Below are 19,272 nucleotides of genomic sequence, written 5' to 3'. Positions count from 1 at the left end.
CGCCCGCGCCCCCCCCCCCCCCCCCCCCCCCCCCCCCCCCCCCCCCCCCCCCCCCCCCCCCCCCCCCCCCCCCCCCCCCCCCCCCCCCCCCCCCCCCCCCCCCCCCCCCCCCCCCCCCCCCCCCCGCCGGAGGCCTCTTCGCCTTTCTTCGCCCTTCGCTCAGATCGGCCGGACGTCGACCTCGACGCCGCCGGGGAAGCCTTCGCGGTCGGCCGGGATGACGATGCAGCCGTCGGCGAGCAGCAGGGTTTTGAGCAGTCCGGACTTGCCGAGCACGGGGTGGGCCAGGGGGAGTTGGCCGGGGCGCGTTTCCAGGCGCACCCGGACGTGGTCTTCGCGGCCTTGTTTGGAAGCCACGTTTCGCGACAGGATGGCCGGGAAGGTGCGGGGGGGGCGGTCGAAGGCCCCGGGGTCGCCGGCGAGGTGGGCGAGCAGCGGCAGGCCGAAGACGAGCATGACGATCTGGGCCGAGGTCACCTGTCCGGGCAGGCCGAGGACGGGCTTGCCGTCGAGGCAGGCCAGGATGGTGGGCTTGCCCGGGCTTATGGCCACGCCGTGGGCCAGGATTTCCGCGCCGAGGCCGCGCAGGGCGTCCAGGGTGAAGTCGCGCGCGCCGACCGAACTGCCGCCGGAGAGAAGCGTCAGGTCGTTTTCGGCGGCGGCTTGGGCCAGGGCGGCGGTGATGCCGGGAAGGTCGTCGGGCACGAGGGAATAGGTCCTCGGCTTGCCGCCGGCGGCGGCGACCATGGCCGCGAGGGCATGGCTGTTGACGTCGCGGATCTGGCCCGGCCTGGGGCTGGCGGCAACGGGCACGAGCTCGTCGCCGGTGGAGAGCACGCCGACGCGGGGCAGGCCGCCGACGGCCACGCGTTCGTGCCCCAGCGCCGCCAGCAGGCCGATTTCCTGGGGCCGCAGCCGCGTGCCGGCGGGCAGCACGCATTGTCCGAGCGTCGCATCCTCGCCGGCGAGGAGCATGTTGTCGCCCGGGGCCACGGGCCGGCGGAACTCCACGGCCCCGGCCCCCATGTCCTCGGTGTATTCCACCATGACCACGGCGTCGGCCCCCCGGGGCAGGAGGGCTCCGGTGACGATGCGGGCGCAGTGGCCCGGTGGAAGGGGATTTTCCGGAAGCAGGCCGATGGGGATGTCCATGGCCAGGTCGAGGTAGCCGGGGTTCGATTCCGTGGCGCCGAAGACGTCGGCGGCACGCACGGCGTAGCCGTCCATGGCGGCGCGGGGATGGGCGGGCAGATTCTCGGCGGCGGTGACGTCGGCGGCCAGGAAGCGGCCGCGCGCGGCCAGGAGATCGACGGTCGCCGGGGTGAGCGGGGCGAACGTACGCAGCAGGTCCCGGAACTGGGCCGTGGACACGGCCCGGAAAAAGCCTTCACGCATGGCGGCGATCCTTGGGGCTTAGGGTAAGAGGTCGAGCGCCAGTCGGGCCGCGCCGTAGAGGCCGACGAGCTCGTGGCGCACCAGACGCACCGGTGTCTTGCGCAAAAGTTCCCCATAGGTGGGGGAATCGCGGAACTCCCGGCCGAATTCCGGGTGCATGACCAGGACGGGGTTTTTCGCCGCCACGCCGCCGCTGACGTACACGCCGCCGGCGGCCACGAGGGCGAGGACGTACTGGCGCGCCGCCCGGCCGTAAAACCGGGCATAGAGCGCCGTGGTCGGGTGCTCGGGCGTCAGCAGCGCGCCCACGGCGGCCGGGGACCGGTCCTCGCCGGTGAGGAACCGGTGCAGGCAAGCCAGTCCCGAGCCGGACACCACGGAATCGGCCCGGGCATACCCCTCGCCGGTCGTGCGGCACAGGAACCGGCCGAAGGCGGCCTCCTGGTCGTCCCGGAAAGGAAAGGCCGCCTGTCCGGCCTCGGAGGCCAGGGCCGCGACACGCCCGCCGCCCAGGGGCACGAGGGCGGCGTGGCCGAGGCCCGTGCCCGCGCCGATCACGGCCCGGATCAGGTCCGGGTTCATGTCGCCGGGCAGGACGGTTTCGGCCGTGTCGCCAAGCAGCAGGCAGCCGTGGGCCTGGGCCAGGAAATCGTTGACGCAGGCGGTCACGGAGAGGCCCAAGGCCGCCTCCAACTGGTCGAGGTCCAGGGACCAGCCGATGTTGGCGAAGGAAACGCGCCGGCCGACCACCGCGCCGGGCACGGCGAAGACGGCGGCCTCGGCCAAGCCCAAGGGCAGGTCGAAGCCCGCCCCGGGCAGGCGCTCAAGCAGCTCCGGAAAGGAGGCGGCCTCGACCGTGGACAGGCTGACCTGGGCGGCCAGTTCCAGGCCACCCTCCGGCGAGGCGGTGAAATGGCCGAAGCGGCTGCTGGTGCCTCCGACGTCGGCGGCCAGGATATGCCGCAGGGGCGAACCGCCGGGCCGGGACATGAGGGCCTCCTTGAAACAGGGCGTGATTTGCGGCACGTTGCGCTCGCGCCGCCGGCAGTGTAGCCGGGGCCGGACCGGAAACGCAAGCATGGCCCAATCCCTTCCCTCCCTGGCCCTGACCGCCGCCGCGTTGGGGCTTTCCGCCGGTTTCTCGCCGGGACCGCTCTTCTCCCTGGTGCTGACCCAGACGCTGCGCCACGGCACGGCCGAGGGCGTGAAGGTGGCGCTGGCCCCGGTGGTCACGGACGCGCCCATCATCGTGCTGTGCTGGCTGGCGCTGTCGCGGTTTTCCGGCACGCCGGCCGTGCTGGGGGCGGTCTCCCTGGCCGGGGCGGCCCTGCTCGCCCGCTACGGCCTCGACTGCTTCCGGGTCGCGCCGCCGGCGGCCGAGGCGGTCCGGGAAGCGCCGAGATCGCTCTGGCGCGGCGTGGCGGCGAATTTCACCAATCCCCATCCGTACCTGTTCTGGACCGCCGTGGGCGTGCCGCTGCTCCTGGAGGCGCAAGCCTCGGGCCCGGCCGGTGCGGCGGTCTTCCTGGCCTTTTTCTACGTGGCCATCGTCGGGGCCAAGGTCGCGGCCGCCGTGGTCACGGGCCGGTGCGGCCGGTTTCTGTCCGGCCGGGCCTACCGGCTGCTCATGGGGGCGCTGGGCCTGTCGCTTTTCTATTTCGCCGCAACTTTCGTCCGGCAGGGACTTACCCTGCTCGCCGGCCCATGACGCCGCATTGTCCTTTGCCGGGAAGGGCCGTATCATGCTAACCTGTTTCGATTGCAACGCCCGTTGCCCCCAAGGAGTCTCCATGGCCGCGCCGTTCACCTTGGCCCTCGTGCAGATGTCGCCGGAAAAGACCGTGGCCGATTCCCTGGACAAGGCGGCCGCCCGCGTGGCCGAGGCCGCCCGGAAGGGGGCGAACGTGGTCTGCCTGCCCGAGCTTTTCGCCACGCCCTACTTCTGCCGCAACCAGGACCACGCCGCCTTCGACCTGGCCGAACCCATCCCCGGACCGACCACCGCGGCCATGGCCGCGGCGGCCAAGGCGGCCGGCGTGGTGGTGGTGGCGCCGCTTTTCGAACGCCGGGGCCCGGGCTGCTTCCAGAACTCCCTGGCCGTGCTCGGCCCGCAGGGGGAGACGATCGGCGTCTACCGCAAGATGCACATCCCCCACGACCCGGGCTTCGAGGAGAAATTCTACTTCGCGCCCGGCGACCTGGGCTTCAAGACCTTTCGTACGCCGTTCGGGCCCATCGGCACGCTCATCTGCTGGGACCAGTGGTTTCCCGAGGCGGCCCGGGCCACGGCGCTTCAGGGGGCTATGGTGCTGCTCTACCCCACGGCCATCGGCTGGCACCCCTCGGAAAAGGCGCAGTACGGCGAGACCCAGCGCGACTCCTGGATCACCATCCAGCGCGGGCACGCCATCGCCAACGGCGTCTACGTGGCAGCCGTCAACCGGGTGGGCGTGGAAGGCTCGGGAACGGGCTACGGCGAGACGCTGGAATTCTGGGGCTCCTCCTTCGTGGCCGATCCGTCCGGGCGCATCGTGGCCCAGGCGGGCCTTGCCGGGGAGGAAATCATCACGGCGGTCATCGACCCGCTCGCCGTGGAAACCACGCGGCGGCACTGGCCTTTCCTGCGCGACCGCCGCATCGACGCCTACGGCGAATTGTGCCGGCTCTACAACGAGGAGGCGGGAGGGCAATCATGAAGCGCAACATCTACCTGCGCACCATTCCCATCGAGGAGGCCCTGGCCAAGGTCAAGGCCGCCCTGGACCGCAAGGCGCTGGTCGGCACGGAGCGCATCGACGCTTCGCGCGCCGCCGGACGGGTCACGGCCGAACCGGTCATCGCCCGCTATTCCTCGCCCACGTTCCACAGCGCGGCCATGGACGGCATCGCCGTGCGCGCCGCGGACACGTTCACGGCCCGGGAGGGCGCGCCCGTGCGCCTGCGGCCCGGCGAGGACTTCGTGTTCGTCAACACCGGCCACCCCCTGCCCCCGGCCTTCGACGCCGTGGTCATGATCGAAAACGTGGTCATGGACGGCGAGATCGCCTCCATCGAGGCCCCGGTGGCCCCCTTCGCCCACGTGCGGCGCATCGGGGAGGACATCGTGGCCACGGAGATGATCCTGCCGCGCCACCGGCGCGTGACGCCCTACGACATCGGCGCGCTTTTGTCGTGCGGCGCGTATGACGTCTCGGTCTACGAAAAAATCCGGCTGCGGGTCATCCCCACCGGCGACGAGGTCATGGACTTCACGGCGAGGCCCGAGCCCGGCCCCGGGCAGGTGGTGGAGAGCAACTCCATGCTGCTGTGCGCCCTGGCCGCCTCCTGGAACATGGAGTGCACCCGCGTGGCCCCGGTGCGCGACGACCCCGAGGCCCTGGCCGCCGCCCTGGAGGAAGGCCTCGCCTCGGACGCCCACGTGGTGGTCGTCGTGGCCGGCTCCTCGGCCGGCAGCAAGGACTTCACCCGGGCCACCATCGAGCGCGTGGGCGAGGTGCTGGTCCACGGCGTGGCCGCCATGCCGGGCAAGCCGTCGCTCCTGGGCCACGCCCGGGGCAAGCTGGTCGTAGGCGCGCCGGGCTATCCGGTGAGCTCCGTGGTCTGCTTCGAGCGCCTGCTCTATCCGCTGGCCTGCTGGCTGACCCGGACCGAACCGCAGTCGCGCCAGACCGTGACGGCGACCCTGGCCCGCAGCGTGCCTTCGCGCATCGGCATGGTGGATTTCGTGCGCCTGGCCGTGGGCCAGGTCGGCGGCAGCTACGTGGCCCTGCCCCTGTCCCGGGGCGCGGGCAGCATCTCCAGCCTGACCAAGGCGCAGGCCGTCACCCAGCTCCCGCCCGAGGCCGAGGGCCTCGAATCCGGGGCCATGGTCACGGCGGAACTGCTGGTCGACGCCGACGAGCTGTCCCGCACGCTCGTGTGCGTGGGCAGCCACGACAACACCCTGGACATCCTGGCCGACATGCTCATGCGCCACGATCCGCCCATGCGCCTGGCCTCCAGCCACGTGGGCAGCATGGGCGGACTCATCGCGCTCAAAAACGGCGCGGCCATGCTGGCCGGCTCCCATCTCTTCGACCCGGCCACGAGCGACTACAATTTCCCCTTCCTGGTCAAATACCTGCCCGGCCTGGCCGTGACCGTGGTCAACCTGGCCATCCGGCAGCAGGGCTTCATCGTGGCCCCGGGCAACCCAAAGAGCATCCTCGGCGCGTCCGACCTGGCCCGGCCGGACGTGCGCTTCATCAACCGCCAGCGCGGCGCGGGCACGCGGGTGCTCCTGGACCACCACCTGGGCCGGGCCGGCCTGTCTCCGGAGCAGATCCAGGGCTACGGCCGCGAGGAGCATACCCACATGGCCGTGGCCGTCAACGTGAAGACCGGCGCGGCCGACTGCGGCCTGGGCGTCTTCGCGGCGGCCAAGGCCCTGGGCCTCGACTTCGTGCCCCTGGCCAGGGAACGCTATGACCTGGTCATGCCGCAAGCCTTCGCCGACGATCCCAAGATCGCGGCCGTGCTCGAAGTGGTGCGCTCCGACGCCTTCCGGGAGCGGGTGCTGGCGCTTGGCGGCTACGAGACCGAATGGACCGGCCGGATCATGGCCCCGGGAATGGGCCTGCCCGGCGAACCGGCCGCCTGACCGACCCGGGCGAGACGAAACGACGCAGAGGGATGCATGGACTGGAAACTGCTTTTCACGACCTTCGCCACCATCTTCGTGGCCGAACTCGGAGACAAGACGCAGCTGGCCTGCGTGCTCACGGCGGCGGATTCGCGCAAGCCCTGGATCGTCTTCGCCGGCTCTTCCCTGGCCCTGGTGGCCACGAGCCTGCTCGGCGTCATTTTCGCGGACTTCATCTGCAACTTCGTCTCGCCCGACATCATCAAGAAGGTCGCGGCCGTGGCCTTCGTGGTCATGGGCGTGCTCATCTATTTCGACAAGCTCTAGGCCTCCCATGGAAGACGAACGCCTTTCCTTCGACCTGCGCGGGAAGTGCTGAGGCCTGGGCCTGGAGATAGGTTGGTATCTCCGCCTCTCCCGGGCCCGGGAACTGGAGTTCCTGGTCGCGCCGAACGCCCGTCCCGTGCTTGAGGACCAGCTGGCCACGGTGTCGGGCTGGCTGCTCGCCGTGGACGAGGAGGAAGGCTTCCTGCGGGCGCACTTCACCCGGCGCGCGCCGGGGGGCGGCCCGGCCCGCTGACCTTGCGCCGGCCGACCTGGACATTTCCTCTGGAATCCTGTCTATGACAGGCATGGGACACCTTCTCGCCAGGTCGCGGCAATGGGTGTTCGGCCGCTCCATCACCACGCTTCTGACCGCCGTCGTGCTCATGGCCGGCCTTCCCGCCATGGGCATCATCGTGACCACGAGCTTCGAGAACAGGCGCATGGCGGAAACCCTGGCCCGGGAGGAGCTGCGCAACCTGACCCGGGGCCTCGTCGCCATCCAGGACGGCGTGGAGAGCCAATCCCAGGCCCTGCTCGTGGCCCTGGCCCACACCGAGGAGGCGCGCGAGCGCAACCTGCCGGCCCTCAACTGCCTCTTCACTTCCCTGCTCGACGACCACCCGGAAATGTCCAACATCTTCCTGACCGACGCCTCCGGGCGGGTGGTCGCCTCGGGACTGCCCGCCTTCCTGGGCGTGGACCTTTCGGACCGCTCCTATTTCAAGGACGCCGTGGCGCGCCGGGACCTCGGCGTCAGCGGCTTCATCTTCGGCCGGGCCACGGGCAAAGCCATCATGGCCTTCGCCAAGGCCGACCAGGAAGCCCGGGGCGAGGTCAAGGGCATCATCGGCCTGTCCTACTACCTCGAAGGGTACGACCGCTTCCTGCGCGGCCTCGAGCTGCCGTCCCACGTACGGGTCACGCTGGTGGACGCCGAGGGCCGGCGCATGGTCGCCTATCCGCCCGACCAACGCTATCCGCTCGGCGGCGCCATCACGTCGCACATCCGCGATCGCTGCCTCGCCTCCGCGTCGGACACGGGCCTGTTCATCGATGCCAGGCTCACGGGCGAGGAAGGACTCTTCAGCTTCGCGCGCCTGCGCCTGGGCCCGGGCGAACCGCCGTATCTGACCATCATCGTTTCGAGCACCCGCGCCGAGGCCTACGCCCGGGCCGACGTCCAGCTGCGCCGGGGCCTGACCCAGGCCTTCCTGGCCATCCTCCTGGCGCTGGTCATCGCCCGGGCCGCCGGCAGGTACGCCATCGGCCGGGGCATCGCCAACCTGGCCGACGCCGCCGCCCGGCTGGCCGGCGGCGACCTGGACGCCCGGGCCGAAACCGCCGCCGACGGCGGCAGCCTGGAAGTGCGCCGCCTCGGGGAAAGCTTCAACGCCATGGCCTCGGCCCTGCAGCAACGCGAGCAGGAGCTGGACCAGGCCATGACGGCCCTGGCCAAAATGCGCTCGATGCTCCACAACATCCTGGAATCCATGCCCTCGGCCATCATCGGCCTGGACGGCACAGGCCACGTCACCCACTTAAACGGCACGGCCACCCATCTGTTCGGCCTGGACAAGGACGCGGCCATGGGCCGCGAGGCCGCGCAGTCCCTGCCGCTTCTCGCCGGCTACATGCATACCGTGGACATGGCCCTGCGCGAACGCCGCGCCCTGGTGGTGGAAAAGCTTCCCCTGCCCCAGGGCGGGGACATCCACTTCCTGGACATGCTGCTCTATCCCCTCGTGGCCAACGGCACGGACGGCGTGGTCATCCGTTTCGACGACGTCACGGACCGCGAGCGCGCCCTGGAGGAAAAGACCGTCCTGCTCAAGGAGATCCACCACCGGGTCAAAAACAACCTCCAGATCATCCTGAGCTTCATCGGCCTGCAGGCCGACGACGCCGAAAACCCGGCCGAACGCGACCGCCTGCGCCGCCTGGAGATCCGCATCCGCTCCATGGCCCTGGTCCACCAGCAACTCTACAACCACGGCGATTTCGCCGCCATCGACCTGGCCGAGTATCTGCGGGTGCTGTCCCAGGGCGTGCTGGGCGTCTATTCCGACGTCGCCTCGCGGGTGCGCCTGATCCTCGAAACGTCTCCGGTCCGCCTGCCCCTGGACAAGGCCGTGCCCTGCGGGCTTTTGTGCAGCGAACTGCTCACCAACGCCTGCAAGCACGCCTTTCCCGGCCAGACCGCGGGGACGCTGCGCCTGGGCTGCCGCCAGGAGGGCGGCCTGGCCCGCGTCTGGGTGCAGGACGACGGGCAGGGGCTTCCCCCGGGCTTCGATGTCGAAGGGGCCGGCAGCATGGGCATGACCCTGGTCAAGGAACTCGCCCGCCAGCTCGAGGGCCGGGCCACGCTGACCCGGCCGCCGGACGGCGGCCTGCGCTTCGAGGCGGTCTTTTCCGTGGAGACGGAACCTTTCATCCGGTAGGGGGCGAAACGCAGGCCTGGCTGCGTGCCGCGTGCGCCCTTGGCTCAGGGGCCGGCGAGGAGATGGTCCGGGAAGAACACCCGGTCCGCGTAGCTCCATATCTGGGCGTTTTTTCCCCGCAGTCCGACGACGATCCGGGATTCCCCGACCTTGCCGGGCGGCAACGTCACGGCCCGGGGCTCCAGGGCCGGGGTCCACCGGCCGGGGACGTCGCCGCCGAACGACAAAAGCGCCGTCTCCTTCCCGTCCGGGCCGAGCAGGGACACGGTCACCGCGTCGTCCGGGGAACAGGCCCGGGGCAGGACGTCGAGGGTCCTGTCCGCCGGCTCCTCCAGAAAGCGCAGGACCAGGCGGCCCGGGCTGGCCGGATCGGCCGGCGCCGTGACCAGCCAGCCGTCCTCCACGGTCTGGACGAGGTTTTCCGCGCGCTCCAGGGCCAGTTGCGGAGCAAAGGCCAATAGACGCCACTTGGCGTCCGGCTTGTCGCGCAATCCCGGCCACTGGGCGAGGTAGCCGAAGGATTCCGGAAAGGCCGTCGCCGCCGGGAGCTTGACCGGGCCGAGGAAGGCCAGCAGCCCGGGGTCGGTGAGCAGGGCCTTGTAGACCTCCCAGGCCAGGAGGAGATTGCCGTAGCGGGTCAGGTGCATGGTGTCGGAATACAGGTCGCGGATGCGGGCCGGGTCCCGGGTCAGGTCGTCGAAGACGGGCTGGGGGTCGGCCAGGCGCGCGCCGGTTTCCCGGGAGAGGGCCTCGTCGGCCTGGCGCACGGCCCGGCGGCCGAAGACGTAGGCCCCGGCCAGGGGCGCGGGAAGGGCGAAGGGCAGGCGCCTTCGCGCCTCGCTCGGGCCAAGGCCCGGCCCGACGATCCAGGGATAGCGCACCAGCAGGACCTCGATGCCCTTTTCGCGGCTGGCGGCGATGAGCCGGGCGAGGTTGTCCTTATAGCCGAAATGTTCGAACCGCGCCGCCAGGATGCCGTCGGCCAGCCCCAGGGCGCTCAGGGAGGCCACTCCCGCCCGCGACGCGGCCTGGAAGAGGGCCGAGCGCTCGAGCCAGCCCGCCGGATCGGGCGACGCCTCGTTGTCGTCGCCGCCGGCCCGGTTCACCAGGCGTACCAGCAGGTCCTGGTTCTTCTTCTTTCCGGCGTCGATGACGTCCAGGCGGGTGTTGTAGGCGGCCAGGACGTCGTTGAGGCCGTCCATGACGCAGTACATGTCCGGGGAGAGGGCGTCGAACTCGTGGGCGGCGCGGATGCGGCTGTGCCAGGAATGGTAGCCGAAGACGCCGGCGTTGACGACTTCGACCCGCTTGCCCGTGCCGGCCAGGGCCCGGGCGAAGAAGTCGTTGAGGATCTCGGGATAGGCGTAGCTGTTGTGGCCGGCGTTGCTGCCGATGGTGGTGGAGCCGCCCAGGCAGACGATGCGGAAGGTGTCCGCCGGCTTGGCCGGGGAAAAGGCGAAGGCACGGTAGCCCAGGGCGTTGGTGCGGTATTCCGATACGGCCCGGTCAGGAGCCAGGCGGTAGCCGAGCACCGGGTCGGCCGTCCCCAGGCCCTTGATGGAGGCCCAGCCCACGTCGAGGCGCGTCATGTCGCGGGCGTCGCGTTGCGAAGGGGCAAGCAGCAGCCGGGCGCCCAGTTCGCACAGCAGCAGCGCCGCCGCGACGGCGCAGGCCGCCAGCGAAAAATTGCGGAACAATGATCGCATCCATCCACCGTTGCGGGAATATCTTCCAGCCAGCCGACGCGGCTCGGATTTGTCTCGTCCTTGCGGCTATATACCAAAGAGCCTTCGACAGGAAGCGCATTGTATTTCGTACTTAAAATGTCTGGTTCTGCGTGCCGTAACGGTGAATATTTTTTTGATATTCTAATCTCTACATTAAGATATCATGCAGATCTGGACATTGATTTCGAGGTTTTCTCGAATATATAATTCAAAATCGTGTCAACACAATTAAGTTGCCCGCGCCAATTGAGGCGTTTTCCCTGAAATTCATCCATTCACGCCTTGCCGTTTCCACACGTCGCATTCCATCTTGCGCCTTGATGCAACCTGTTCAAAAGGCACCGCCGACCTCTCGCCGGGCCGAGGCCTTGTCTCGCCTTGTCCTTACAGTGCTGATGGAGAAAGGGGACGACGCCCGGCCGAAACCAGGGGTGCGGTCGTCCCCGCATGCCGGCTCGTCGCTTGAGGGGGCACGCTTCGGGGCTGTCGCGTCCCGCCCCTTTTGCGGATGCCGCGGCGCGAAACGGCCGGGCCGCCCAATGCTGCGCCCCGGACAAACACGTCGGCAGCTTTATGAAAAAACAGTTCTCCTCGCATGTTGTCCCCTCAAAAAGCCTGCGCTTTTCGAGGGGAGGCGACGCTAGGAGCGGCCCCGGGCCTGGTAGCGGTTGATGTGCTTTTCCAGGCGGCGGGAGAGTTCGGTGAGGCAGAAGCAGATGACGAAATAGAGCAGGGCGATGGCGATGAAGATTTCCGTGGGCGCGGTCAGCGTGCGGTTGTTGATCTGCGTGGCGGCCTTGGTCAGTTCGTTGACGCCGATGATGAAGGCCAGGGAGGTGTCCTTGGTCAGGGAGACGAACTGGTTGACGAAGGACGGGATCATGTTGAAGAGCGCCTGAGGCAGGATCACGTGGACCATGGCCTGGGCGTGGGAAAGCCCGGTGCTCCTGGCCGCCTCCATCTGGCCCGTGGGCAGGGCCTCCACCCCGGCGCGCACGATCTCCGCGATGTAGGCGCTGGTGAAGACGATGAGCGCGATCACGGCGCTCTCGGCCTCGGGCAGCGTCTTGCCGAGCAGCACCGGGGCCAGGAAGTAGAACCAGAAGACCACCATCAAAAGCGGCGTGCCGCGGATGACCTCGATGTAGGCCATGGCCGGCCAGCGCAGCCGCCTGTCCCTGGCGATGCGGGCAAGCCCGATGCCGAGCCCCAGCCAGAACGCGCCGAAAATGCCGGCCAGGGCCAGTATGGCGGTCATGGCCAGGCCGCCGAGGGGACCCTTGGGATAGGCCCCCATCAGCAGGTAGCCGAAGTTGTTGTAGACGACGTTCCAGTGCATGGCGTCGTCCCTTTAGCGTCGCGCCTGCGAAACGCTTGCGCATGCGTTTCGGAAACGGCGCAATATCGTGGTTTTTTTCTCTCTAAAAAATATCGACATATTTTTTAGGGACCTTGCTCTATCGCGCCCGGGCGTGGAGCACGCGCCGGTTGTACAGGTTGACGCCCAGGGAGACCATCAGGGAGATGCACAGGTACATGGCCGTGGACACAGTGAAGGCCTCGAAGCCGTGGAAGGTGTGGGCCTCGATCTGCCGGGCCATGTAGGTCAGGTCCATGACGCCGATGGTCATGACCAAAGACGAGTTCTTGATGAGGTTCAGGAACTGGGAGATCAGCGGCGGGATGACCACCCGGAAGGCTTGCGGCAGGATCACGTAGGCCATGGCCTGGAGGAAGGACAGGCCGCAGGCCCGGGAGGCCTCCAACTGGGTCTTGGGGATGGAGAAGACGCCGGAGCGGATCTCCTCGGCGATAAACGCGCTGGTGTAGACGGTGAGCGCGATGACGCCGCAGGCGAACTCGAAGTCCCGCCTGGCCAGCCAATCGTTCACCGCCGTCGGCAGCACGTTGTAGGAGCCGAAGTACCAGAAGAAGATCTGCACCAGCAGCGGCGTGTTGCGGAAAAATTCCGTGTAGGCGGCGCTGGCCCAGACCAGCGGCCGGACCTTCGACAGGCGCAGCACTGCCACCGCCGTGCCCAAGGCCAGGGACAGGACGATGGAGACGGCGGAGATGTGCAGCGTGGTCACGAGGCCCGACACGAGCCACTGCCCGTACTCCCCGCTGATCACCTGGCCGAAGTCGAAGTTGTACGCCACGAAAGCTTCCTGATCCCTTCAGGTGCGCGGCTTAGGGCCACAGCTCCATCTTCCAGGTCAGGGGCAGGTGGTCCTTCTTGCCCGGGCCGAACCACTTCTCGTAGATCTTCTGGTATTCGCCGGTCTCCCACATGTCCATGAGGGCCAGGTTGACGGCGTCGCGGAAGTCGGAGTCGTTTTCCGGCAGCCCCAGGCCGTAGGGTTCGGGCGAGATGTAGTCGCCCACGATCTCCCAGGCCTCGGGGTTGTCGTCGCTGTTCCTGATGCCGACCAGGATGGATTCGTCCGTGGTCATGGCCTGCACCTTGCCCTGCTTGAGGGCGAGGAAGGCCTCGGGATAGGTCTCGAAGGAGATGACCGTGCAGCCGGGCTGGGCCTTTTTAACGTTCTGCTCGGAAGTGGAGCCCTTGACCGAGGCGACCTTCTTGCCGGCCAGGTCGGCCGCGGAGGCGACGCCGCCGCCCTTTTTGACCAAGAGCTTCTGGCCGGTCATGAAATAGGTGATGGAGAAGTCGATCTGGTCCTCGCGCTCCTTCTTGTGGGTCATGGTGGCGGCCACGATGTCCACCGCGCCCTGGGCGAGCATGGGGATGCGGGTGGAGGAGGTCACGGGCTTGAGTTCGAGCTTGACGCCCAGGCGCTTGGCCAGGGCCTCCATGAGGTCGATCTCGAAGCCGACGATCTGGTTGGTCTTCTCGTCCACGTAGCCGAAGGGCGGCTGGGAGTCCTTGACGCCGGCGACGAGCACGCCGCGCGACTTGACGTCGTCGAGCTTGCCGGCCGTGGCGAACGGGGCCGCGCACAGCACGGCGAGACAGACGGCGGCCGAAATCCAGGCGGCCTTGCGCATGGGAGCCTCCTTGCGGGCGGTTTGGCGTTTCCCCGGGGCCGTGCCCGGCGCGGGGCTCACAGTATTTCCTTGAGAAAAAGCCTCGTGCGGTCGTGCCTCGGGTTGCCGAAGAACTCCCCGGGCGGCGCGCCTTCGAGGATCTCGCCGTGGTCCATGAACACCACCCGGTCGGCCACCTCCCGGGCGAAGCCCATCTCGTGGGTCACGCACAGCATGGTCATGCCGTCGCGGGCCAGGTCCTTCATGACGTTTAGGACTTCGTTGATCATCTCCGGGTCCAGGGCCGAGGTGGGCTCGTCGAAGAGCATGACCTTGGGCCGCATGGCCAGGGCCCGGGCGATGGCCACCCGCTGCTGCTGGCCGCCCGAGAGTTCGGCCGGGAACTTTTTGGCCTGGGCGTGGATGCCCACCCGCTCGAGCAGGGCCAGCGCCAGCTCCTCGGCCTCGGCGCGCGGCGTCTTCTTGACCTTAACCGGGGCCAGGGTGATGTTTTTAAGCACCGACAGGTGGGGATACAGGTTGAACTGCTGGAAGACGATGCCGATGTCGCAGCGCAGCCTGTTGACGTCCACGTCGTCGCCGTGGATGTCGCGGCCCTCGAAGAGGATGTGCCCCTTCTGGTACTCCTCCAGCCGGTTGACGCAACGGATGAGCGTGGACTTGCCCGACCCCGACGGGCCGCAGATGACGAGCACCTCGCCGGGCTCCACGGCGTCGGTGACCCCTTTGAGCACGTGGAAGTCGCCGTACCACTTATGCACGTTGTGGAATTCGATCATGGGCATGGGCGCGTCGTTTCCCTTATGGCGCGCCGCCGGGCGGCGGCGTTCGATGGCCTGGCGTCATGGCTGTCCGTAATGCGCGAGGATGCGGCAAGCCTTCCAATTTGTCAAACGCGGCCCTGATTTGGCGTTGCGCGAGAGCGAGCCCTTCCGTTAAGCATTTCCCAGGGAGGACGAATGCGGCTTCGCTGGAAATTTTTCCTGGTGCTCCTGGGTTTCAGCCTGGTGCCCCTCGTGGCGCTGACGGGGTTCACCCGCAGCCATGTGGTCCGTCTCGGCCAGGCCATCGCCACCGAGGGCCGGGAGATCATGGCCGGCATCATCAAAAACGAGCTGCGCCAGACCGCCGAGGACTACGCGCTGGTGCTGCGGCGCACCAAAAGCGCCATGGACTTCAGCCTCTCGGTGCTGGCTTCCGAGGCCGAGCGGACCCTGGCCCGGGCCGGAGCGCGGCCGGCCGAGCCCGCGCCGGTCTATCGGGCCTCGGACGTGGCCGCCGAACGCAAGGCCCCGCCGGACATGTCCGACGACCAGGCCTACGCCCGCCGGCTGGCCGACGGCGGCCCCGAACGCCTCTCCATCAGCCGCGACAGCCCGGTGATCTACCGGCCGCCCGGAACCCGGGGAAAAAACGGCGAAGACGCCCGCCTGGCCTCCCTGGGCCCGACCTTTTCCATGCTGCGCACCGAACTCGGCGACCTGCTGCTCTTCGCCTCCGTGACCCTGGCCGACGGCACCCACATCTCCTTCCCGGGTCACGCCGGCTATCCCGCCGACTACGACCCCAGGGAGCGGCCCTGGTTCGTGGCCGCCAAGGCGGCCTTCGCCCCGGACGCCCCGGCCGGCGGGCCTGTCGTCTGGAACGCCCCGGCCGTGGACGCGGCCACGGGGCAGGTGACCTTCACCCTGTCCAAGGCCCTGGCCGGCCCGGACGGCCGCTTCGCCGGCGTGGCCAGCCTCGACGTGCCCCTGACCCGGGTGCTCCAGGAGCAGGAGATCGCCTCCCAGTGGTCCGAGGCCATGCGCACCTTTGTGGCCGCCCCCATGCCCGACCCGGCCACCGGCCGCGAGAGCCTCTACGTCTGGGCCCAGCGCTCCTACGAGAACCACGCCCCGGACTGGAAAAGCGCCATCAACTTCGAGCGGCTCTCCTCGCCGGACGCGGCCGCCTTCAACGCCCTGCTCGAGGCCATGAAGCGCGGCGGCGCGGGCGCGGCCGAACTGCCGTACAACGGCGAGGACGCCTTCTGGGCCTATTCCCGGTTCATGGACGAGGCCGTCTTCCTCATCATCGTGCCCAAGTCCCTGCTCGCGCCCCTGACCGAGCAGGCGGGGCTCGAGATCGGGGCGGCCGTGGGCAACCTGCTGCGCCTGTCCGGCGGGGCCATGCTGCTCGTGCTGGCCGCGGCCACCGTGGCCGCCCTGTGGATCACCCGGGCCTTCATCCGCCCCATGATGGCCACCATCGACGCCTGGAAACGCCTGGGGCGCGGCGATTTCTCGGTGCGGCTGTCCTACCGCCTGAGCGACGAGCGCCAGGCGCTCATCGACGCCTTCAACGAGACCGTGCCGGTGCTGGCCGACCACATGCGCCTGCAGCGCTCCCTGGAACTGGCCCAGGAGGTGCAGCGCAACCTGCTGCCGGCCGCGCCGCCGGAGGTGCCCGGGCTGGACCTGGCCGGGGCGGCCATTCCCTGCGACGAGACCGGCGGCGACTACTTCGACTACCGGGCCGTGGACCGCGGGGGCGAGATCTGCCTGGACGCGGCCGTGGGCGACGTGACGGGCCACGGCGTGCCCTCGGCCCTGCTCATGGCCACGGCCCGGGCCCTTCTCCTCGCCACCGAGGACAGCGAGACCCCGGCCCAGCGCGTGACCCGGGCCAACCGCCTGCTGTGCCGCGACGTGGGCGACTCGGGTCGGTTCATGACGCTTTTCGCCATGGAGCTCCGCCCCGGGCAGGGCGTGGCCCGCTACGTGCGCGCCGGCCACGACCCCGCCCTGCTCTACGACCCCGAGGCCGACGCCTTCACGCAGTGGCCGGGCAAGGGGCTGCCGCTCGGCATCGAGCCGGAGTATCGGTACGTGGAGACGGCCATGCCGTTTGACCGGCCGGGGCTGGTCCTGCTCATCGGCACGGACGGCATCTGGGAGGCGCGCGACGCCTCGGGCGCGATGTACGGCAAGGACCGGCTGATGGCCGTGGTGCGGGGCGCGGCCCGGGGGCCGGCGGCCTCCATCGTGGCGGCCGTCATCGCGGACCTGACGCAGTTCCGCGGCGGGGTCCGCCAGGAGGACGACGTCACCCTGGTGGTGGTCAAAAAGACCTGACCGGCCTTCAGCTCTCCGAACCCGAGGGGACTTCGAGCAGGGTCACCTCGATCTTGGTCATCTTTCCGATCTTTCGGGCGGCGTCCATGTCGGGCACGGCCACGTCGATGGTGCGCCGGAAGCGGTGGTGCATGGTGTCCTCGATGGTGAAGACGCCCAGGCCCTCGATGTGGATCTTGTCGCCGAACTCCCAGCCCGAACGCAGGAGGTCGCGGGAGACGGCCACGATGCCCGGCCGGATGCGCGTGCCCAGGGCGGTGCCGGATTTGGTGCCCCGGCCGCCGTTCTCCCGGGGGTTCGGGGTGTAGGCGGTGACCGTGGCTTCGATGCGTTTTTTGGGGGAATACTTTCCGATTGAAACTTTCTTGCTTTGGGAAGCATCTACAGTAACGGCGAGGGTCATTGCCATAAGAAGAAACGCAATTACTCTCATGCTGCACATCTCTCCATGCAGCGCCGATGCAACACCCGACGGAGTAAGGACGGGCTGTCCCGGCTGCTGGCAAGGTGATCCCGGCTGCGGCAGGCATGGATCGGTTGGCTTCGGTGGTGCGAGGAATACTCTCGGAGATGAAGCGAGCCGCGAAGATGATACGGAGTGATTCTCGGTCCGTTTTGAAGCGTCGCTACCTAGTGAAGACATGGCCCCTTGTCAAGCCGAAACGGCCCGTATCCCGCCGGGGACCTTAAAATTTATCATGAATAAATTTAGCATATTGTCGTTTTCTGTCGAAAAAAATCCGCCATACAGCGGCGGATGAGACCCGCGCCGGGACCGAATGTAAATCCTAGCATGACAGGAGAAAATGCCGGACGCAGCCTGGGCTTGCGCCCACCGGCCCTCCCGGCTACCATGAATCCCGCCAAAAGACCGGCCGCCGCCGGCAGGGAGCACGCGCATGTCTGTCACTCAGGTCGCGCCCAGACTCATGGTCGAAGACGTCAACAGGACCGTGGCCTTTTATAATGAAGTCCTCGGCTTCGCCTTCGTCAGGGGGCTGGCCGAGGCCACGAGACAGCCCGTGGCGGACTGGTCCCCCACCGTGCGCCTGGCCTACGCCGAGGTGAGAAGCGGCCAGGCCGTGCTCGCCTTCCTGTCCCGGACCGCCCTGGCCGCCGAGCTGCCCCGCCTGGCCGAGGCCCGCATCGGCGGCACGACCGTCATCGGCCTGGCCTGCGACGACTTCGACGCCCTGGCCGCCAGGCTCGGCGACATCCTCCCCTTCATCAAGGCCCCGCACCCCTCCCCGCGCGGCGGCCGCGAAATGAGCATCGAGGACATCAACGGCTACGTCCTCACCCTCTTCGACACCCCCTAACCGCCAACACACCGGAGCCCCGCGCATGACCGATTCCGCAACGCTTTTCGCCAAGGCCCAGCAACTCATCCCCGGCGGCGTCAACAGCCCCGTGCGGGCCTGCCGCAGCGTGGGCTGCGATCCGCTGTTCATCCGTTCGGCCGCCGGATCGAGGATGACCACCGTCGAGGGCCGGGAGATGCTCGACTACGTCATGTCCTGGGGCCCCATGCTGCTCGGCCACAACCACCCCGACGTCAATGCCGCCATCCACGCCGCCGCGGACAAGGGCGCGAGCTTCGGCGCGCCCTGCCCCGACGAGGTCGCCCTGGCCCAGGCCGTGGTCGACGCCGTGCCCGGCATCGACATGGTGCGCATGGTCAACTCCGGCACCGAGGCCACCATGAGCGCCGTGCGCCTGGCCCGGGGATTCACCGGCAAGTCCATGGTGGTGAAGTTCATCGGCTGCTACCACGGCCACGCCGACCCCTTCCTGGCCGCCGCCGGCTCGGGCCTGGCCACCCTGTGCATCCCCGGCACCCCGGGCGTGCCCGCCGACACCGTGCGCAACACCCTGCTCGCCCCGTACAACGACCTGGAGGCGGTCAAGGCCCTGTTCGCCTCGCGCCAGGACATCGCCTGCGTCATCGTCGAGCCCGTGGCCGGCAACATGGGCCTGGTGCCCCCGGCCCCCGGCTTCCTGGAAGGCCTGCGCGACCTGACCCGCAAGCACGACGCCCTGCTCATCTTCGACGAGGTCATCACCGGCTTCCGCCTGGCCTACGGCGGCGCGCAGTCCGTCCTGGGCATCGACCCGGACCTGACCTGCCTGGGCAAGATCATCGGCGGCGGCCTGCCCGTGGGAGCCTACGGCGGCAAGAAGCGCATCATGGAGCGCATCGCCCCCTGCGGCGAGGTCTACCAGGCCGGCACGCTCTCCGGGAACCCGCTGGCCATGGCCGCCGGCCTGGCCACCCTGCGCGCCCTCCAAAAAGCCGACTACGACGGCCTGGCCGCCCGCACCAAAGCCCTGGCCGAGGAAATGGCCGCCATCCTGCGCCAAAAGGGCGCGCCCGTGTACCTGACCCAGGTCGCGTCGCTTTTCACCCTCTTTTTCTGCGACGGCCCGGTCACGGACTTCGAATCGGCCAAGGCCGGCGACACGGAACTCTACGCCGCCTTCTACAACCAGATGCGCGAGGCCGGCGTCATCCTCGCCCCCTCGGCCTACGAATGCGCCTTCACGTCCTTCGCCCATTCCGAGGACGACTACGCCCGCACCCTCGACGCGGCGCGGCGTGTGCAGTTGTAGGGAGGGAGGGGGAGAAAAGACGCCTCCGGCGG

16 protein-coding genes are annotated in these 19,272 nt (G+C 68.9%); 8 read left to right on the top strand and 8 right to left on the bottom strand.

All coding sequences use genetic code 11. The features are described 5' to 3' along the window. Positions 1-159 precede the first annotated feature (159 nt). Positions 160-1,395: a gephyrin-like molybdotransferase Glp gene (gene glp / locus Q1K70_RS21740; protein WP_300164745.1), complete on the bottom strand. Its 1,236-nt coding sequence runs from the start codon at positions 1,393-1,395 to the stop codon at positions 160-162. 18 nt (positions 1,396-1,413) lie between these two features. Then, on the bottom strand, positions 1,414-2,385 hold the full coding sequence (locus Q1K70_RS21735) for a glucokinase (protein WP_300164742.1): 972 nt from the start codon (positions 2,383-2,385) through the stop codon (positions 1,414-1,416). 88 nt (positions 2,386-2,473) lie between these two features. Between Q1K70_RS21735 and Q1K70_RS21730 the strand changes: the two genes are divergently transcribed. The 5 genes from Q1K70_RS21730 (at position 2,474) to Q1K70_RS21710 (ending at position 8,781) form a co-directional block, all read left to right on the top strand. Further along, the gene (locus tag Q1K70_RS21730) at positions 2,474-3,103 is read left to right on the top strand and encodes a LysE family transporter (protein ID WP_300164739.1); all 630 of its coding nucleotides are present in this window, start codon (positions 2,474-2,476) and stop codon (positions 3,101-3,103) included. A gap of 82 nt (positions 3,104-3,185) precedes the next feature. After that, entirely contained in the window at positions 3,186-4,091 is a 906-nt protein-coding gene (locus tag Q1K70_RS21725) for a carbon-nitrogen hydrolase (RefSeq protein ID WP_300164736.1), read from the top strand. After that, positions 4,088-6,034 carry a molybdopterin biosynthesis protein gene (locus Q1K70_RS21720; protein WP_300164732.1) on the top strand — a complete coding sequence of 649 codons (1,947 nt, stop codon included), beginning with the start codon at positions 4,088-4,090 and terminating at the stop codon, positions 6,032-6,034. Before Q1K70_RS21725 ends, Q1K70_RS21720 begins: the two co-directional genes overlap by 4 nt. 36 nt (positions 6,035-6,070) lie before the next feature. Then, positions 6,071-6,343, top strand: a complete 273-nt coding sequence (locus Q1K70_RS21715; protein WP_300164729.1) for a TMEM165/GDT1 family protein — start codon at positions 6,071-6,073, stop codon at positions 6,341-6,343. Positions 6,344-6,648: 305 nt separating this feature from the next. Then, entirely contained in the window at positions 6,649-8,781 is a 2,133-nt protein-coding gene (locus tag Q1K70_RS21710) for a histidine kinase dimerization/phosphoacceptor domain -containing protein (RefSeq protein ID WP_300164725.1), read from the top strand. Positions 8,782-8,825: 44 nt separating this feature from the next. On the opposite strand, the gene Q1K70_RS21705 is transcribed toward Q1K70_RS21710, so the two are convergent. The 5 genes from Q1K70_RS21705 to Q1K70_RS21685 form a co-directional block, all read right to left on the bottom strand. Further along, the gene (locus Q1K70_RS21705) at positions 8,826-10,487 is read right to left on the bottom strand and encodes a GDSL-type esterase/lipase family protein (RefSeq protein WP_300164722.1); all 1,662 of its coding nucleotides are present in this window, start codon (positions 10,485-10,487) and stop codon (positions 8,826-8,828) included. 661 nt (positions 10,488-11,148) lie between these two features. After that, positions 11,149-11,847, bottom strand: coding sequence for an amino acid ABC transporter permease (locus Q1K70_RS21700; RefSeq protein ID WP_300164719.1), 699 nt, complete (start codon positions 11,845-11,847; stop codon positions 11,149-11,151). A gap of 118 nt (positions 11,848-11,965) precedes the next feature. After that, on the bottom strand, positions 11,966-12,667 hold the full coding sequence (locus Q1K70_RS21695; protein ID WP_300164717.1) for an amino acid ABC transporter permease: 702 nt from the start codon (positions 12,665-12,667) through the stop codon (positions 11,966-11,968). Positions 12,668-12,698: 31 nt separating this feature from the next. Continuing rightward, on the bottom strand, positions 12,699-13,517 hold the full coding sequence (locus tag Q1K70_RS21690; RefSeq protein WP_300164714.1) for an ABC transporter substrate-binding protein: 819 nt from the start codon (positions 13,515-13,517) through the stop codon (positions 12,699-12,701). A gap of 56 nt (positions 13,518-13,573) precedes the next feature. Next, positions 13,574-14,302 carry an amino acid ABC transporter ATP-binding protein gene (locus Q1K70_RS21685; protein ID WP_300164711.1) on the bottom strand — a complete coding sequence of 243 codons (729 nt, stop codon included), beginning with the start codon at positions 14,300-14,302 and terminating at the stop codon, positions 13,574-13,576. 174 nt (positions 14,303-14,476) lie between these two features. On the opposite strand from Q1K70_RS21685, the gene Q1K70_RS21680 reads away from it, so the two are divergent. Beyond that, the gene (locus tag Q1K70_RS21680; RefSeq protein WP_300164708.1) at positions 14,477-16,630 is read left to right on the top strand and encodes a SpoIIE family protein phosphatase; all 2,154 of its coding nucleotides are present in this window, start codon (positions 14,477-14,479) and stop codon (positions 16,628-16,630) included. Between the two features lie 7 nt (positions 16,631-16,637). Here Q1K70_RS21680 and Q1K70_RS21675 read toward each other — a convergent pair whose 3' ends face one another. Next, positions 16,638-17,039, bottom strand: coding sequence for a hypothetical protein (locus Q1K70_RS21675; protein ID WP_300164705.1), 402 nt, complete (start codon positions 17,037-17,039; stop codon positions 16,638-16,640). A 490-nt stretch (positions 17,040-17,529) separates the two neighbouring features. Between Q1K70_RS21675 and Q1K70_RS21670 the strand changes: the two genes are divergently transcribed. Both Q1K70_RS21670 and hemL read left to right on the top strand, forming a co-directional pair. Next, positions 17,530-17,949: a VOC family protein gene (locus Q1K70_RS21670; RefSeq protein WP_300164702.1), complete on the top strand. Its 420-nt coding sequence runs from the start codon at positions 17,530-17,532 to the stop codon at positions 17,947-17,949. Between the two features lie 25 nt (positions 17,950-17,974). Beyond that, a complete protein-coding gene (gene hemL / locus Q1K70_RS21665; protein WP_300164699.1) occupies positions 17,975-19,240 on the top strand; it encodes a glutamate-1-semialdehyde 2,1-aminomutase in 1,266 nt (421 codons plus the stop codon). The last annotated feature ends 32 nt before the right edge of the window (positions 19,241-19,272 follow it).

The sequence above is a fragment of the Solidesulfovibrio sp. genome (genome assembly GCF_029978005.1).
GTDB lineage: Bacteria > Desulfobacterota > Desulfovibrionia > Desulfovibrionales > Desulfovibrionaceae > Solidesulfovibrio.
The sequence above is the reverse complement of the archived record's forward strand: the minus strand, read 5'-3'. Positions and strand labels throughout refer to the sequence as shown.

Coding starts and splice junctions, on each gene's coding strand:
- Q1K70_RS21700 (WP_300164719.1), bottom strand. CDS start 11,847: ATGCACTGGAACGTCGTCTACAACAACTTCGGCTACCTGCTGATGGGG.
- Q1K70_RS21690 (WP_300164714.1), bottom strand. CDS start 13,517: ATGCGCAAGGCCGCCTGGATTTCGGCCGCCGTCTGTCTCGCCGTGCTG.
- Q1K70_RS21725 (WP_300164736.1), top strand. CDS start 3,186: ATGGCCGCGCCGTTCACCTTGGCCCTCGTGCAGATGTCGCCGGAAAAG.
- Q1K70_RS21675 (WP_300164705.1), bottom strand. CDS start 17,039: ATGGCAATGACCCTCGCCGTTACTGTAGATGCTTCCCAAAGCAAGAAA.
- Q1K70_RS21735 (WP_300164742.1), bottom strand. CDS start 2,385: ATGTCCCGGCCCGGCGGTTCGCCCCTGCGGCATATCCTGGCCGCCGAC.
- Q1K70_RS21710 (WP_300164725.1), top strand. CDS start 6,649: ATGGGACACCTTCTCGCCAGGTCGCGGCAATGGGTGTTCGGCCGCTCC.
- glp (WP_300164745.1), bottom strand. CDS start 1,395: ATGCGTGAAGGCTTTTTCCGGGCCGTGTCCACGGCCCAGTTCCGGGAC.
- Q1K70_RS21720 (WP_300164732.1), top strand. CDS start 4,088: ATGAAGCGCAACATCTACCTGCGCACCATTCCCATCGAGGAGGCCCTG.
- hemL (WP_300164699.1), top strand. CDS start 17,975: ATGACCGATTCCGCAACGCTTTTCGCCAAGGCCCAGCAACTCATCCCC.
- Q1K70_RS21685 (WP_300164711.1), bottom strand. CDS start 14,302: ATGCCCATGATCGAATTCCACAACGTGCATAAGTGGTACGGCGACTTC.
- Q1K70_RS21730 (WP_300164739.1), top strand. CDS start 2,474: ATGGCCCAATCCCTTCCCTCCCTGGCCCTGACCGCCGCCGCGTTGGGG.
- Q1K70_RS21670 (WP_300164702.1), top strand. CDS start 17,530: ATGTCTGTCACTCAGGTCGCGCCCAGACTCATGGTCGAAGACGTCAAC.
- Q1K70_RS21680 (WP_300164708.1), top strand. CDS start 14,477: ATGCGGCTTCGCTGGAAATTTTTCCTGGTGCTCCTGGGTTTCAGCCTG.
- Q1K70_RS21705 (WP_300164722.1), bottom strand. CDS start 10,487: ATGCGATCATTGTTCCGCAATTTTTCGCTGGCGGCCTGCGCCGTCGCG.
- Q1K70_RS21715 (WP_300164729.1), top strand. CDS start 6,071: ATGGACTGGAAACTGCTTTTCACGACCTTCGCCACCATCTTCGTGGCC.